This window comes from Nocardia sienata NBRC 100364 (assembly GCF_001613205.1).
Lineage (GTDB): Bacteria > Actinomycetota > Actinomycetes > Mycobacteriales > Mycobacteriaceae > Nocardia > Nocardia sienata.
The window spans coordinates 1-16109 of sequence record NZ_BDBX01000040.1; the positions used below are offsets into that span (position 1 = coordinate 1).

Here is a 16109-nt window from a genome sequence, read left to right on the forward strand (position 1 = left end):
AGCATCGACGACTCCACTGTCTTACTCCACCACAAAGGCGGCGTCGATGCCTGGCACCCCATCACACCCCTACTCATGACCCGCCTGCGCGATCACGTCGCGAATCGCGGCGCTGCCGCCGCACCGGCCCGACATCAGGTTCTACGCACCCGCAACGGCAAACCGATCACCGATCGCCGCTACGACAACCTGCACAACCGATTCCACCACCACCTCGCCTGGGCCGATGCCAAAGGTGTGACCGTGCATTGGCTGCGACACACCACCCTCACCTACGTCGAACGCCACTACGGCGAAGCCATCGCCCGCCGCTACGCCGCCCACAAGAACCCAGGCCTATCGGCCACCCCGATCTACATCACAGCATCCCTGCCCGAATGCGCCGAGGCGCTCTCAGCCTTGACCGGGCAACCACACCCCCTCGCCCGCAACAGCCCTGCGAACCCGAGGAGTTCATGATCTGACCAGGAGCAACTTCAACGCCGGTGTACTCTGGCTGCATGTACACCGAACTCCGGTGCATCTGCTGCAAACCCAGTGTTCTGATCCCCCTCCGGACACTCTTTCGACCTTCTGAACTGCGATTATATGCAGATTCTATGAATTAGTATTGACATATCCGCAGGTCAAGGCGTTGTGTGGGTGTTAGCGCTCTCCTCGGACACCATATCTGTGGCATTTCTGCTCCAGCAATCGTGTCTCGGCACCGGCACTGACACCAGCGGGACCATCGCCGAAGTCGCCACCGCCGTCGCGCATCTCAATCCCACGCGCTGGTACGCCAGGGCCAGGATGACGTGCGGCCTCTGGGGGACCCCTCCAGTGTGAGTAGAGGACGGCGCCTGTTTCCCTGCTCGGTCCACCGAGACCGGACTGAGAGTATTCGGTGGCGAGATCGTCTTGACTAGTCGGCGGTTCTCGATGGGCGGCGGTGGGCACCTGTCGTTGGTGCCGGAGTGCCTGTAGGACGTGTTTGGAGGCGTTGTGTCGTGCCAGCACTGTGGTGCCCAGGCGATGGCATTGCGGGTTTGAGGCCGCCGTGTGTGTCATCGAGTGGGTCTCGGGCCGGTTGAGCTGGCGGCGAATGGTCGCGCGGAGAGTCCGGGATCGGTGGGAAGGGCATTGTATATCACGTGTCAAGGAGATGGGATACCTCATGGGTTCGTCGGTCGGCAGCGCTTCGCCGATGAAGGCTTCACGGACGCTCGCAGGGATGGATCCGACAGCCTGCGTGATCGGTGTGCCTACTGGGCGGGGCTGCTGTTCGAGGTGGCGTAGTGCGCCGATCAGTGGCCAGTTCAGGTCGGGAAGTAGTACTGCACCACCGCTCAGTGATCCGTTGGCCTGGGCGGCAACACCGTGTAGGCCGTCGCGCTCGCCAGGGCGATCGGCGCGCCGCCGACGGTATGCGGCGCGCGGTGCGGATCGGCGGTCCTCGGTGTCTCGGATCCAAACATCGGGCAGAGCTACCGCGGCCTTCAGTACCGATCACGCCCGGCGGTGGACCGTTCGTAGGCATTGCCGAGCCGTTAAACTGTCCGCAACCAGGGCTGTTGATCGTCTTCTTCGTCCACGCTGAATGCCTATGTATTAGTGGCAAGTTGGCAGCCCAGACCGAGGCAGGGCAAGTATGGTCATCGCATGGCGGAACGGTCTCAATCGAGGCGCATTACCAATTTGACCATTGGACACCTCGCATGGGCGATGTCCGGCAGCGGCGTCGCCCTTCTGCTGGCTTCGAGTATCTCCTCCGAGAAATGGGCACCATGGTCCGCTTTCGTCAGCCAGCTCGGCGGCTTGCTGCTAGCTACGGGCCTGGTGACCTTGGCGTGGGAACAGTGGGGGCGCCGCAACTTCACCGCTGAGGTGATGGAAATCGCGAACCTTGGTACAGATCTTCAGAACTCCGGCATTAAGCGAGTTACTGACCAGTATCTCAGCGACGTCGTTTGGTCCGATCTGTTCGCTGACGTCCAGAAGCTCGACATCGTGGTCGCCTACGCCAGCACATGGCGCAATATACATCGAGGCCGCATCATCCAGGCCGCTACTAACCCCTCTGCCCGCATACGTGTGTTCCTACCCCACCCCGACGATGACGCGACGATGAGCAACCTCGCGCAGCGGTTCAGCATCACAACCGGGGAGATCCGAGCCAAGGTCCGTGAAGCGATCACTGACTTCCGGTCTATGAGTCAGCCCGGTGGAGCTCAGGTTGAGGTCTGGCTGCGCAAAGGGGACCTCCTCTACAGCTGCTACCGGTTCGGAACACAGCGCGCGGTGGTCACTCTCTACTCACACACTCGAGAACGTCAGACCTCTGTGCCAACCTTTGTGGTGGACGGCGGATCACTGTTTACGTTCGTCTACCGCGATATCGAAGCCATCAGAGCGCAAAGCGAGTTGGCACCGTAGGAGGGTTTCTTGACGGAGATGATGCACAGTCCTAACACGCAGCTCCACCACGCAGATCTGGACGAGAGCTTTCTCAAGCTGTGTCGCGCGGAGGGCAAGGTCGCCTGGGACATCGAGACATCAGGGCTCGACTGGAGAGCAGACCGAATTGCCACCTGCCAAGTCGCAGCTGGCAAGGCCATCGCGGTTGTTCGCTTCAGCGGACGCGAACGTCCGGAACGCCTCATAGGCCTTCTTGAGGACAAAGCGGTGATGAAGGTGTTCCATCACGCACCGTTCGACCTGCGCTTCATGAGCTACCAGTGGCGGGCATCGCCAATTTCAGTCGCCTGCACAAAGGTCGCGTCGAAGATACTTGACCCGCAGCTGGACAATAGTGAGCATAGCCTGATGCCAATCCTGTCTCGTCGGCTCGGAATCCAAATCAGCAAAGCTCAGCAACGTTCAAATTGGCTAGCCGAAGAACTGACCGCAGCCCAGCTAGACTACGCAGCAACTGATGTTCGGCACCTACTGTCGCTACTCGCAAGCGAACTCAATGAGGCCCGGCAACGAGGCTTAGAGCACCTGATTCTGCAGTCCTTCGACTATATCCCTTGCCGAGTTGCACTGGACCTACTTGGAGCCGGCGACGTATACGCATATTAGTGCCGCGTTTTGCAACATTCGGCAGATAATCTGGCCGTCGGTTCCTCGACCCGGCCACGAAGTACTGGATTCTTCGGCGTGCCGGTTCGTCATCGGATCAGGAGCGGTAGGCGGCGGTTTGTTGGTTTGTGAATGGTGATCCATCCACAAACCGCGACGGAGATCGTCAGAATGATGCCGACCGTGGGTGCAAGCCGCTTGGTCTTTGATTAGTCGGACGGTATCTGATCTGCCTGTCTATGGGTCCCTATCGAGTCCTTACCAACCACGAGTTCTGTTGTGAGGGCATGCAGGACAGTCGGGGCGACCACAGGCAAGGCGGGCAGAGCCCTCTCCCATGGTGCGACGGACAAGGCGATCGCGAGTAGGCGCGCGGGCTGTCTCGATGCGAGTTCAGAAGTGGCACATAAGACGTTCAGTGACGTCGCACCGGCTTCAGCGTGGCCGGCTATCCCAGTGAGGGAGGAGCCAGTTGCTGCGACTACTTGTGCGAGGTGGGTGAGGGCGTTTGCCTGCTGGATGGGATCGTGGATGCTGCGGGCTATGGACTCGGCGCGATCGGGTGCGGAGAGTGCCCATGCGGCGGCGAGCTGTGCGAATGCTGCCGATTGGAATCCGAGATCGGTGATGGCGCGGGCGATAGCTTCGGCGCGGTCGGGATCGATGCGCGCTATCGCTTTGGCCACGTCCGCTCGTGTGGAGTAGTGGTGTAGGGGTTCGTGGATGTTGTTGGCCAGGACTTCTGCTTCGTGTGCGAGACGCATCGCGCGATCCGGATCGTGGCTTGCGGCCGCAGCAGCGAGGTCGGCGAGTACATAAGCTCGCTGCGCCGGGTCGGTGATGCTGCGGGTGATGGCTTCGGCGCGCTCGGAATCAAAGCTGGCTACTGCTTTGGCGAGGTGGATGAGCGGGTGGTCCTGCTGCGCGGGGATAGTGATGCTGCGGGCGGTCTTCTCCGCGTCCGCAGCCAGTCCAGCAGCGCGGTCGGGATCGGTCCGGGCGATCGCCTTGGCTACGGTGCCGAGAGCGTGGGTTTGTTGAGTAGTTTCAGGAAGGTTACGCGCGATAGCTTCTGCATCGTCGGTTAGTCGACCAGCGCGAGGAGGATCGGCCGTGGCGGCCCTTTCGGCTAGTGCGGCGAGTACATACGCCCGCTCCTCAAGTGCTGGGAGTCGATGTGCCAGAATCTCGGCGCGATCGAGGTCGACGGCGCCTGCTGCTATCGCCATCTGCACGAACGCCTGATTACGCTGCACCGAGTCAGAGATATCTTGAGCCAGCGATCCAGCGCGGTCGAGGTCGACGCTCGCCATCGTGATCGCCACATGCGTGTGGGCGTAGTCTCGCTGTTCCAGGTCGTTGAGTTGACGTGCCAGGGCCTCGGCGAGATCCGAATCGATACCCACGAGCAACGGGGCTAGGCGAGCGAGGACATAGTCGCTGACGCCCTTTTCAGCCTCGCCCACGGCTATCGTTTCCGCGTTGAACGCGATACTCGCAGCACGTTCCGAGTCGAACTCGATGACGACCTCAGCCAATCGAGCGAGTACTCGAGCCCGGCACGCGTCGTCCAGAATGCTGCGAGCAATATCCTCGGCTTCATCGACAATTCGCACCCACCGTCCGGGATCGATACTGATCGCGACCGCAGCGACACGGACGAGCTCGTTGGCCCTGCGTTCCATGTCGGAGAACCCTTGGGCCGCGGCCTCCGCCTTCTCGATGAGTGCTGCGGCACGGGCCGGGTCGGTGACGGCAGCGAGACGGGCGAGTCTGAGGAGCAAGCTGAACTTCTGCGACTGGTCGATGATTGCGTCGGCGATGGTTTCCGATTCGTCGAGATCCAGGGGGTCCCTCGCGGTCGCCAAATAACCTGCCACCATGTCGCGATGATCAGGGTCGTGGATGGCGAGCGAGGCGGCGTCGGCCTCACGAACCAGGCGTGGAGCGCGGTCAGGCGCAATGATCACTGCACTGTGCACCAACCAGATCAGCGCTTGGGTGCACTGGTATGCATCGGCGATACTGTGAGCGATGGCTTCTGCGCGATCGAAGTCGATTCTTGCAGTCTGCTCGGCTACGTACGCGAGGGCGAAGCCCTGCATGCTTGTCTGCGAGATGTGGGAAGCCGCGGCGATTGCTTGGTCGATGAGTCGATCGGCTTGCTCAGGATCGGTCGCCGCTACTGTCACGGCCAAGTCGATCAGTCCGTATACTCGCGCCTGCGGATTGGCGTTGCTGCGGACGACAGTTTCCGCGCGCTCAAGGTTACCCAGACCAGCCCAGACAGTGCACAGTTGAAGGGGGATGCTGTCGTTGCGTCTGTGTAGGTGATCACGATAGCGCGCCAACCGCGCGGTCGCGAGCAGGTCCGGGGCGGGCTGCTCATAGATGCGTTGCTGCACGAGGCGGATTTCGTTTAGGCCGATCCAGTCGCTCCCCGTCCGCATGCGTATCCGGGCGTGGCGGGTGGTGTCGAGGGCGGCAGTGATCATTCGTGGGAGGTCGTTGTGTCTGTCGAGGACGGAGAGATAGCGGTGTAGTAAGAAGTCGGGGGAGTCGGTGGGCCAGCCGAGGCTGCGGTAGCGGTCGGCCCAGGCGTGCAATCGGTCCAGGCACTTGTTGGTGTAGGTGGTGCCGAGCAGGCTTTCCGCGGTGCGCTGCAGGGTTTCGTGAGCTAGCGCGTAGACGGGGTCTCCGGTGTCGTCGAGACTGGAGTAGGCCAAACGAGTGCGCAGGCTGCGTCCGGCGACCGCGTACAGCAGTTCATGAATCTCGAACGGCGCCATGCCGGTGAGGTCGGTGAGTTCGGAGGCGGTCAGGCCGTTGGCGGTGGTGATCAGTGCGAGGAGCTCACGGTGCTCGACAGGGCCACGCAGCAAGGCGCGGAGTTCGCGGACGGCCTTGCTTCTGACATCGGCAGCAAAGGGTGAGGAAGCGAGTGGGTGAGGCTGGGCCTTGGTAAGGGGGTGCCCGTGAGGGATGGGCAGTGTGGGTCCGTGTCGGCTGGCGACGATGACCCGCAGGTTCGGATCCGGCCGGGCGGGTAAAAGTGTCACGATGGGCGGAGTGCCGGTATCCTCGTCCAGTCCGTCCACGACGAGCACCAGCCGGCGGCCGGCGTCGGCTTCGTTGCGAGCGGCGAGATTAAGCAGATCGTTGCGCAAGCCGTCACGAGTGAGTGTTGTGGCGGCGATCAGTGGCTGTTGATCGGGTAGCAGGGTACCGAGTTGGTCCAGGACAGCGGCGGTGAATGCGGTGTGCGTGTTCTGGTTGGCGAGGCGGTCGGTAATGAAGAACCCGATCACCGTCACCTTCGATGGTGGGAACAGTGTGAACCAGGTCAAGAGGGCGGACTTCCCTGCCCACGGTTTCGCTTTGATCCACAGGTAGGGCTGCTCACCGTGGCAGAACCCCGTTAGCTGGTCGAGTTCGTGTTCCCGACCTTGCAGCCCGTCGATGGGTGCGAGGAACTCGCGCACTTGCGAAATATAGCGCGACCTCCCGTCATGCAGACTGCTGGCCGGCACCATGCCGAGGTGGAGATGGTGCGAGATTCGCAGATCGCCGCCGACATGGACTCGGTCGAAGTCGTAGAGCGGTGCACCCGACTGTCGCCCACGGATCATGGGTGTGAGGCATCGCCCCCGGTGATGTTCTTGAACTCCATATCCCCACCGAATTGCCCCCCGGCGATCTCTACTCCGGTGCCCGAGGACCGGACTCCATCAGCGCTAATCCCGCCCTGGGACTTGATCTTCCGCAGGAAGACTCCCCGAGTGGACTCGTTGCTGAGAGTGGAAGACTGGGTCGATTGGGTCCACAACGACGCGGCGAAGACTCCGGCGGTCAGCACCGCGACGGCTACCCACATCCACAGCGAATGGTCCCCACCGGTCGCGTAATTCACCGCCACCGCTAAGCCCGTCGACATCGCAGCGGTCAGTGCCGTGGGCGCGACTACCCGTGTCAATACTTGTCCCGAAGCCACACCGACCTCCTGCACGCGAAATGGTGAGACTTATCCTCACAGGACAGAATCCAGAAAACCAGCCGACACAGGGAATCCCGCTCGTGCGCTGCGAACGGATCTCCAGCACCATTGGGTACCGCGACCCTCGGTCCGAGACATCAGGTTGGAGGCTGGTGAGCAGGCGCGAATGTGGTTCTGGTCTGGGCTAAAAATCACAGTTGTGGCAACGGATTCAGCACGTCGGCCGGATCGGTGGCAGGATGTGCCCCTAGCGAGCCCGATTGGACCCGTGACTCTCCAGGACGCATCACACAAGACGGTTACGCAGCAAGCTGTGCGACCTTGATCAAATACCGGAAGGCCACTTCACCATTCCTGCCGACACAAGGCGGGAAGGTGTCGTGCCTCCTGTGAGTAGAGGCGACACCGTGTTGATCAACGTAAACTCCCGTGGCCGGGACGCGTTGACCCGTCTTCCAGGTGCCGTCCGGACCGAGTGGGTGGTGGTAAGCCATGTCTGACTCCTTCGTGATTTCTATAGACAGCCGTCGCCAGCCCTCAGATGCTGAGCGCTCCTTGGCCTGCCGATGTGGTAGCGAGTGGTTCGCCCTCGATGGGCGAAGCGCGGGCCTGGATCAAGATGCGGGTGCGGTGACCCTGTACAGGGACGGCACAGTCAAGGCCTACTGCGGGGCACCGCGATGTGTCGAATGCGGCGTTGCCGCCAGCATCTGAGAGGAATCAATCGGTGGTGCGCGTGCGCACATGCCGAGAGGGTGGGCATTTCAACGGGTGGTCTCCTTGAGGTGGTCCGAAACCAGATTCTTGTTGCGAGAAGTGACCATACACTGAGCTGGCGGAACCGGGACGCCAATGCTGTTGCGTCCGAATGCAAGCGGGCGACTTTCATCAACTTCTGGATGCGCAGACCTGCGACTTTCCCTCAACTTTCCATTTTCCTTCCGATGGTTGATGTGATCTATTTAATATCACAGACACATCGGCTATAACACCTGCACTCCAACGGCTTTTGCGAGCCAAGATGCAGACATGTCTGCATCTTGGCTCGCAAAAGCCGTTGGCGGCTGCCGAGGAAGGAGGTCCTAGATTTCTTGATTTCATGAAATCATTTTCACGCTGTCTTGGCCGTGATGATTGCGCAGGCAGGCAATGGAAGAACGCGGAAACGGGCAATTCCCTGAAAAACCGAACTATGCAGCAAATGTGAGAAAGGAATGTTTGGCGGGTACGAGAGCTTCGTGAGTCATAGAGCTTCGCGACTCATGGAGCTTCGGGAGTCATGGAGCTTCGGGAGTCATGGAGCTTCGCGACTCATGGAGCTTCGGGAGTCATGGAGCTTCAGGAGTTATGCCAGTGATGGCAGTTATGCTGCGGTGGGAGATGGTGCTGGACCGCGGGGCTGGGAAGGGTCTTGCGGAGCTCGATCGATGGCACTACCCGTACGATGCCGAGGTGCTCGCCGGCTGAGACCTACGATGCGGTGCACTGATGCGTAACTGGTGTGGCGGCTGGTTCGGGCAGTGCTCGGTCTGGCTGGCTCGTGGGTCGCGCTGGGCGGCGGCAGCAGTCGATCGGATGCACCGCCATACTCGGCGCGTGCCCGGCAGTTACGCATCGACGAGCAGTGCCTTCTCGGAGCCAGTCAGGCCGGGGGCCTGTCCAGCCAGCCGCCCCGGTGGTAGTCCGAGCCCGGGAGGGAATACGCCATCGAAACTAAAACCCGCGCAGAGGCTCCGGCCCGGCGGCCGGAAGTCCTGGACCGTCATCATCGGATAGTCGGAACTGCGCCCCGACGAACTGCGCGTGCTGCGCAAAGAGACCCGCGAGGTCGACCTGATCGCCGCGCTCGATGCGAGCGAGGAAGGAGGTTGCGGTTTGCAGAAACTCCAGACACGCTTCCCGGCGGTCGTTCACGGACGATCTTCGACAGGCGCTGGGGCGCAGTCGCTGATGCCCCACTGTCAGGTGCTGCTCGGCAAACCACCGGCCCAGCGTGACACTCACTTTTCGGACCGTGTGCGCCAATTCCTGGGCAATCGGAGCATCCAAACCTTCTGCTGCCGAGAGGGCCTCGGCCGCGACTTCTCCGACGCGATGCCTCCTTGCGTCGAGACAGGCCACCTCGGCCTCTCCGGTCACCGTCCGCCCTGACAGACCGGTTCGATCAGCTCGACGAAGCCACGGCAAGTTCGGCGAGGGGGGCGGGGTCGGTGGGGGTGATGTATCGGTAACTCTGGGGAGGTTGGAATGTGGCGTGTGATCGTAACCAACTGAGCGTCATCGATTCTGGTAGTGCCCGAGGGTTGACGATCGTAAGGGCGGTGGCGTGCTCGGTGCCGGTGAAGTAGTCGGAGAATTCCGCTCGTGACAGGCCGATTTGCCGTCGGTATCGTCGCCAGATGATCTCCGGGCTGTCGGTATCGCGTTCCGCGAGTGTTGCCACGCCGACCACGGCCATGACGGGCGAGCTTGAGTAGAGGACGAGAAGCGTCCCGGGGGGCGCGGATACGCGGGTGCGTCGTAATTCGACGGTCTTCGTGCCGTCGAGGATGGCATGGGCGAATCTGGGGCGGAGCGACAGGAGCAGCGGGCGGGGCGCGGGTGGATGCCCGTATTCTGGTGCAGGTGTCGCGATCATGGCACGCACTTTATCTGCGGGCATGGTCGAACGCACGTTCGACGCGCAGGTTCGGGTTCTGCTCGGGTTAGGTAGTCCCGGAGCGATATAGGGCGGCAAAGAGCTCCGGTTCGATGGGTTGAGGTCCGTAGAACGCTTTTGGGCCGCCGTGCTGGTTCCTCAGCTGGTTGTAGGTGCTGTTGGAGATGGGTGTGTCGAATAGTTCGGTGTCGGAGAACCGTACGGCTTGCACTGTGGGTCTGTCCTTGGCGAGCTTCTCCAGCAGCGGCAGGTCGAATACTCCGTAGTGCTGAAAAGTGGCATGCAGGCGTGTGGGGGTGTCGACTTCGATTGCGTCGAGTAGCGATGTGCCGATGATCTCTGCGGAGGTGTTGCGTCCTTGGCTGACTCGCCACAAGATTCTGGCGGGTGCGGTCAGCTTGCGATCGGCGGCTCGGTAGTAGACCTGTTCGCGGCCGAGCGATAGCTCGATGGGGCGGGTTGTGAGCTGACTCGGGTAGCCGAGCAGTTCCCCGCTCCACCGGGGCTGAATGGGGATGATGTAGTGCCTCAGGGCGCTATCGGTCAATTTGGCTGGCCACAGCGATCGCTCGATCTCGGCAGCAGTGCGAGGGGGGAGGCCGGGGCGCAACAATGGTCCCGGCGCTGCATCGACGAGTTGACGCGCCTCATTGGCGGCCTGGCCGATCTCGTGGCTTTTCCCGCATACCGGAATAACCCAGGCGTACCTGTGATGATCGTGGTGGTGAAACGGTTCGGATGCCATCGCGCGTGTGAGGACGCCGCCTACGTGTCGATCGGACACGTCGATGACATATGCTCCCTGTTCCCGTGCATCACGGCGCAGAAGCCAGAGAAGTTGGCGGGCGATGGTGTCCGACATCGGGTGTCCGGCGGTCCGCAGGAAAGGCACCCGCATGACCCGGCTGTCGAGGTGTGCGGCGTAGCAGGCGATGGCAGGTTCGTCGCTGGTGTGGATCAGCCATCGCGGCACATCTTCGCGCGCGAGCCTGCGCAGCAGGTCACGCAGTTCGCCGCGGGTCTCCCCTGAAGTCCGGCCCAGAAATTCCAGTAGGCGGGTTTCGTCGTCCGCGCTGGCTCGAACGCGGTCGTATGCACTGCCTTGCAACCTTGCGGGCTGGTAAGCCCAAGCTCGTGCCACCTTGTCCAGGTGAGTGACGAGGTGGTCAGGATCCAGGACGTGGAAGGCGGCCAGAGCCGGCACAGTTGGTTGCAGGCTCTTGAACCGTTTGCGCATCCCGTCGTCCCAGGTCAATAGGACACCGACTCCGGCGGCCACCGCTTCCGCGATTTGCCATAGATCCCCCTCGTCCTGGATGGACAGCTTCTCGCCGAGGCCGTTCGATGCTCGGACCAGTTGCGTGAATATGGCTTCGGCTTCGCTTGCGGCCGCAGCTCGCCGGGGGTAGTGGCTCGCGGCTCGCTCGATCGGTGCTCGTTGGACCCGTGCATGCTGTGCGAGTTCGCGATCGACAGCGTTGGTGACGACCAGGCGAAGACGACCCACGAGGTGGTCGGCAACCAATACTTGGGACCTCTGTGCGCTGCGAGTGGCTGTTCGCGTGTGCAGGTCCATGAGGATATTGAGGTCGAGGGCCGCCTCGATCAGATCGGGCTCGTCGTCTAGCATTTCGGGTTCGGTGAGGAAGCTGAACAGGTCCTCGTGGCCGTGGTCCAGCCACCATACGGTCATTGGGCTGCGATCTTTTCCGCGGCCGATGGCAGTACCTCGTGGGTGGAAGCCCAATGCCTCCCACATGGGGTTGAGTTCGTAATCGTCGCGACACTTGGCCCGAATGCCCAGGCGGGACGTGTGTCTGGCTGTGATCCCATCCACTAACGCATGGGCAACGCCCGATCCTCGTGCCTCGGCGTCGACGCACAGGTGTGAAAGCATGACCTGGTTGTTGCGGGGAAGCCGAAACAGGGCATAGCCGACGAGACGACCCTCGATCTTGGCAGCCAGCAGGCCGCCTTGGTAGGTGGCGTCCCTGAAAGCGCCTGCTGGCATCATTCCCAGGGTTCGGCTATAGCGCTTACCCAACCTGATGAGCTCGTCGATCACCGGATCGTCCGGCCGTACGTCGTCGATTTCGAGCGCGACCATAGATCGATCATCCTATGTATTGGGCCGCGGCGTCGGCTGTATTCGGCTCTGCGTCAACATTTTTCTCGCGGAGATGGAAATGAATCCGAGATTGGTTGGACGACTGCTGTGTTGATCGGAAGCGCTGTGAACCCCTGGACTGGGTTCAGCCGAGTCTGTCGGGGCCTGGGGCTACAGTTCGGCCTGATCGATATCGCAGGGGTTCATGGAGCAGGGGAGTGCAGGTGGGCAGACGTCGCCGCCGCTCATCCAGTGCTGGTGTGCTGGGGATGGCCGGGATCGCCGTGTTCGTTGTGGGGGTTCCGGTGATGCAGTTCGCTCGCGATAATGCCGTGATCATCGTCGTTGGGATGATCGCCGTGGTGGCCGGTATCGGCGGCGCGTTCTATGCCCGCTACTGGTTGCGGCGCCGCCGGGTGGAACGTGCGCAGGATCAGCTGCGGGCAGTGCTGCCGTTCCACTCGATGGATGACAAGCAGTTCGAGCATGCGCTTGCCTCGTTGTGCCGGTCGGCGGGGTGCCGGGATGTCGAGGTCAGCGGCGGTGCCGGGGATCGCGGGGCCGATGTCGTCGCGACCACCGCCGATGGGCGGCGGTTGATCGTGCAGGCCAAGCGCTACAGCATCAACCATGCAGTGGGGGATCGGGAGATGCAGCAGTTCGTCGGTGGCCTCAGCACCTGGCACAACTACGACGTCGCAGTGCTGATCACCACGTCGCGTTTCACCCGTTCGGCGCGGCAGACCGCCGAGCGTACCGGGATTCGGCTGGTGGACAACGCTATGCTGGCGAAATGGAATGCAGGCACAATCCCTGCACCGTGGACATGATACGTCACCGGAGACTGCCCAGGTTCCTTGGCCGTGCACTGCATGGGTATGCATGCGGAAGCTCATCGGTGTGAAATCCGGGCGCCCGGCAGGTCCGCCGTCAACGCCGTGCACCTCACCTTCGTCGGCCCGGTTGACGGGTCGGGATCTGCGCTCGGCCGGACGGGCCGGCTTCAATGGCCACGCGAAATGAAAAGCCTGGCTACTGTTGCGGGGTGGTTTCGTGCTGACGGCGTAGCCGGTACTCTGGTGGTGGGGAAGTCAGCTGGCAGGCGTGAAAGCGGTGCCTTATGCCCCATCCACCCACGGCCGTAACCGTTCGTGCGCGGTCGATCCCAGCCGGTATCCACGTCATCGGCCACCATGATCGCCGATACCACCGAACCCGCCGCGACGGATCCGACCCTCGATTCGAACCGCGAAACAGCAGGGCAACCTCGATCGGTAGCCCGACGGCCCGACCCGCTAGTGATTTCACGGCGAGACACCGGCGGAAAGACACGAAGCTACTCATCGGCCCACTGACCAGGTGGTTTCCGCTGCCGAGCCCCAGTACCCCGTTCCCACCCAGCTCGGGTAGGTCGGTATGAGCATGGCGGAGGAATTTTTCGGCGGCCTCTACCCCGAGACCACACCCACACCCACACCGGTATCCGACAATCTCGTCACCGAGTTCGCATTCCCCGACACCTTCGGCGAGCATGCCCCCACTGATCTGCACTGTTCGGTGACCGCAATGGACAATCGAGGCCGGCTCGCCGCCCGCGCCACGGTCCGGGAACTGAACTGGCAGCCAGGACAGACAGTATCGATGACCCTGCAACAGGGGGTAATCGTGATCCGCCGCGCACCACAGGGCCACCAGTTACCGGCCTCCGGTTTCGTGGTCCTGCCCTCGCGGATCAGGAACCGATGCGGCCTCTACCCGGGCGATCGGGTCCTGGTCGCCGCCTCACCCAGCGCGGAGATACTCGCCGTCCTGCCACCGCGGATCCTGGCCGCCGCAGTACAAGCCCACTGTCCCGGGCTGCGGGGGAGCGAGTCATGAAGGACAACACCCTCGCCGCGCTCCGCAACACCCTCACCCGCAGATACTCGAGCCCGCCGCACACACCCACCCCGGCAGAAGCGACCTTCGACCGATTCATCCCACACATACTCGCCACCGAATCCGCAGCCCAACAAGAGTGCTACGGCGCCTACTGGCGATTGTTGCTCACCGAATGGGGCCCTCGACGCCTGTCCGATCCGACTCCCACCGAGATCCTGCAACTGATGAACCGATACAAAGCCGGCGCGGTCATCCGGTCGAACTGGCGCGGCGGCAGTGCCGCGACCCGCAACCTCCTGCACGGTATCCGGCGTCTCTACCGGCTCGCCGAACTCGACGGCCTCATCACCCCCGCCGCCAACCCCGCCACCAAAGTGCCGATGCCACCGAAACTGGAAAGCACCCGCCACGCCCTCACCCCACGCCAAGTCGCCGAACTCGGGCGCATCGCCATCGAAACCGGCAACGACCCCGAACTCGACGCACTCATCGTGCGCTTGCACATCGAAACCGCCTGCCGACGCGAAGCGGCACTCAAGCTACGGGTCGACGACCTCAGTACCGACGACTGCACTGTTCTGCTGCACCACAAGGGCGGTGTCGACGCCTGGCACCCCATCACACCCCTGCTCATGCACCGTTTACTCGACCACGTCGCCAACCGCGGCGCTGCCTCCGCACCGGCCCGGCATCAAGTGTTGCGGACCCGCAACGGCAAACCGATCACCGACCGGCGCTACGACAACCTGCACAACCGGTTCCACCACCATCTCGCGTGGGCCGAAGCAAAAACGCGTCACCGTGCACTGGCTCCGGCACACCACCCTTACCTACGTCGAGCGTCACTACGGCGAAGCCATCGCCCGCCGCTACGCCGCACACAAAAACCCAGGCCTATCGGCCACCCCGATCTACACCACAGCATCCCTGCCCGAATGCGCCGAGGCACTCTCAGCGTTGACCGGGCAACCACACCCCCTCGCCCGCAACAGTCCTACGAACCAGAGGAGTTCATGACCTGACCAGGAACAACTACAACACCGGTGTACTCTGGCTGCATGCACACCGAACCCCGGTGCAGCTGCTGCGATTCAAGTGTTCTGATCCCCCTCCGGACACAAAATCGACTATCTGACCTGCAATTATGCCTAGATTCTATGAACTGTTCTTGATATATCCGCAGGTCAAGACAGTGTGTAGGTGTTCGTGTCCTCTTCGGACACCTTTTCCGTAGCATTTCTGCGGCGGCAACTGTGTCTACGCACCGGCACCTACACCGCCGCGACCATCGCCGAAGTCGCCACCGCCGTTGGGTATCTCACCGGCGGCTGCCGAGGATATGTTCCTCGCCCTGACCCATGCCAGCGGTGTGCACTCCCACTGAGCGATGCGGGAGCGATCGGTGCGAGGCTGTCGCGTTCCTCGGGGCGCTTCCACGTCAGGGTCGGGACGACACGCGGCCGCGGAACTTGGTCCAGCGCGCGCGTAGGGGGACCGGGCTGCGGCGGTCGGGGCGCAGCCGCATTGCCGGCCACAGGGAGGGGCGGAACCATTCGAAATTGCTGCTCGCATGTACGACTCGCTGTACTTCGTCGGCTGCGCCGAGTGTTCGCTAGGTGTCGCAGGGACTAGCAATTAGCGCCTTGAGCGGGGCAGGGGTTCGAGTCCCCTAAGCTCCACAGAAATGGCAGGTCAGGCCCGGTCTAAGACTGGGTCTGACCTTTCTTATTGTGTTTGGCCCGGCGGGTTACTCCTCGTTTTGGTGGTTCATGTATCAGCGCGTGTCGTGGCGGGTCGCGGCGGCGAGGTTGGCGCTGACCCTGTGGTGGGTGTAGTGGTCACCGGCAAGCCGCGGCCGACCGAACCGGGACAGCGTCGTGGATCCTGGCTCAGGTCCCACGACGCTGTTCAGCCTTGATCTGCGATCAGCAACGCCACCTGCGGGGGGCAACGAACTACGATTCGTAGGGCGGCGCGTCAGTGGTTGATCGCAATGCTCGCACGTTCGGCGTGCGCCCGAGGCGTTCACTAGCACGACAGGTCGGTCCATCGTGTGGTGTCATTCTTTTGCGTTCCATGTCCAGTCGGGCAAGCCTTCGAGCCGTTCGACCTGTTCCTCGGAGATGGCGCCCTTGGTTTTTCTCCGCCGTTGGGTGAGGACCCATACGCCGAGCCGTAAAAGAGTCTCATCGATGTAGCTCTGCGGGACGCGGGCGTGGCCGTGCTGGTCGACGTACGCGACGAGTCGGCTGAATCCTAATTCCCATTCAGCCTCCTGCAACGCAACGTGCTGGACCGGCAGCGGTGGGACACCCGCGAACAACTACGGATCGCGATCGTGACGTGGATCGAACGGACCTACCACCGCCGACGCAGGCAATCCCGGCCCGGTCGGTTGACCCCAG

General features: G+C 62.4%; 11 protein-coding genes and 2 pseudogenes. 8 read left to right on the forward strand and 5 right to left on the reverse strand.

Annotated features, from left to right (window positions below; translation table 11 throughout):
* The 3 genes and pseudogenes from NS4_RS21650 to NS4_RS21660 all read left to right on the forward strand — a co-directional run.
* Positions 1 to 459: pseudogene (locus tag NS4_RS21650) on the forward strand (site-specific integrase); the annotation flags it as partial.
* A 1182-nt stretch (positions 460 to 1641) separates the two neighbouring features.
* On the forward strand, positions 1642 to 2415 hold the full coding sequence (locus NS4_RS21655; RefSeq protein ID WP_157106164.1) for a hypothetical protein: 774 nt from the start codon (positions 1642 to 1644) through the stop codon (positions 2413 to 2415).
* Between the two features lie 18 nt (positions 2416 to 2433).
* The gene (locus tag NS4_RS21660; RefSeq protein WP_063061358.1) at positions 2434 to 3063 is read left to right on the forward strand and encodes a 3'-5' exonuclease family protein; all 630 of its coding nucleotides are present in this window, start codon (positions 2434 to 2436) and stop codon (positions 3061 to 3063) included.
* A gap of 209 nt (positions 3064 to 3272) precedes the next feature.
* On the opposite strand, the gene NS4_RS21665 is transcribed toward NS4_RS21660, so the two are convergent.
* Together NS4_RS21665 and NS4_RS21670 are read right to left on the reverse strand one after the other, a co-directional pair.
* Complete coding sequence (locus NS4_RS21665; protein ID WP_157106166.1) at positions 3273 to 6545, reverse strand: P-loop domain-containing protein; 3273 nt, start codon at positions 6543 to 6545, stop codon at positions 3273 to 3275.
* 143 nt (positions 6546 to 6688) lie between these two features.
* The gene (locus tag NS4_RS21670; RefSeq protein ID WP_157106167.1) at positions 6689 to 7054 is read right to left on the reverse strand and encodes a hypothetical protein; all 366 of its coding nucleotides are present in this window, start codon (positions 7052 to 7054) and stop codon (positions 6689 to 6691) included.
* Between the two features lie 1806 nt (positions 7055 to 8860).
* On the opposite strand from NS4_RS21670, the gene NS4_RS32340 reads away from it, so the two are divergent.
* Entirely contained in the window at positions 8861 to 9208 is a 348-nt protein-coding gene (locus NS4_RS32340; RefSeq protein WP_157106168.1) for a hypothetical protein, read from the forward strand.
* Between the two features lie 13 nt (positions 9209 to 9221).
* Here NS4_RS32340 and NS4_RS21680 read toward each other — a convergent pair whose 3' ends face one another.
* Positions 9222 to 9695 carry an ASCH domain-containing protein gene (locus NS4_RS21680; RefSeq protein WP_063061362.1) on the reverse strand — a complete coding sequence of 158 codons (474 nt, stop codon included), beginning with the start codon at positions 9693 to 9695 and terminating at the stop codon, positions 9222 to 9224.
* 67 nt (positions 9696 to 9762) lie between these two features.
* Positions 9763 to 11823 carry a GNAT family N-acetyltransferase gene (locus tag NS4_RS21685; protein ID WP_063061363.1) on the reverse strand — a complete coding sequence of 687 codons (2061 nt, stop codon included), beginning with the start codon at positions 11821 to 11823 and terminating at the stop codon, positions 9763 to 9765.
* Between the two features lie 269 nt (positions 11824 to 12092).
* Here NS4_RS21685 and NS4_RS21690 point away from each other — a divergent pair, with 269 nt between their 5' ends.
* From NS4_RS21690 to NS4_RS21700, 3 genes are all read left to right on the forward strand, one after another.
* Complete coding sequence (locus NS4_RS21690; RefSeq protein ID WP_063061364.1) at positions 12093 to 12653, forward strand: restriction endonuclease; 561 nt, start codon at positions 12093 to 12095, stop codon at positions 12651 to 12653.
* 592 nt (positions 12654 to 13245) lie between these two features.
* Positions 13246 to 13701, forward strand: coding sequence for a hypothetical protein (locus NS4_RS32690; protein ID WP_169811796.1), 456 nt, complete (start codon positions 13246 to 13248; stop codon positions 13699 to 13701).
* Positions 13698 to 14726: a tyrosine-type recombinase/integrase gene (locus tag NS4_RS21700; protein WP_063061366.1), complete on the forward strand. Its 1029-nt coding sequence runs from the start codon at positions 13698 to 13700 to the stop codon at positions 14724 to 14726. Before NS4_RS32690 ends, NS4_RS21700 begins: the two co-directional genes overlap by 4 nt.
* A 1037-nt stretch (positions 14727 to 15763) precedes the next feature.
* Here the strand turns inward: NS4_RS21700 and NS4_RS21705 are convergent.
* A complete protein-coding gene (locus NS4_RS21705; RefSeq protein ID WP_063061367.1) occupies positions 15764 to 16027 on the reverse strand; it encodes a helicase associated domain-containing protein in 264 nt (87 codons plus the stop codon).
* Between NS4_RS21705 and NS4_RS31605 the strand changes: the two are divergent.
* Positions 15971 to 16109 (forward strand): annotated as a pseudogene (locus NS4_RS31605) (IS3 family transposase); the annotation flags it as partial. The gene NS4_RS21705 and the pseudogene NS4_RS31605 sit on opposite strands and share 57 nt — an antisense overlap.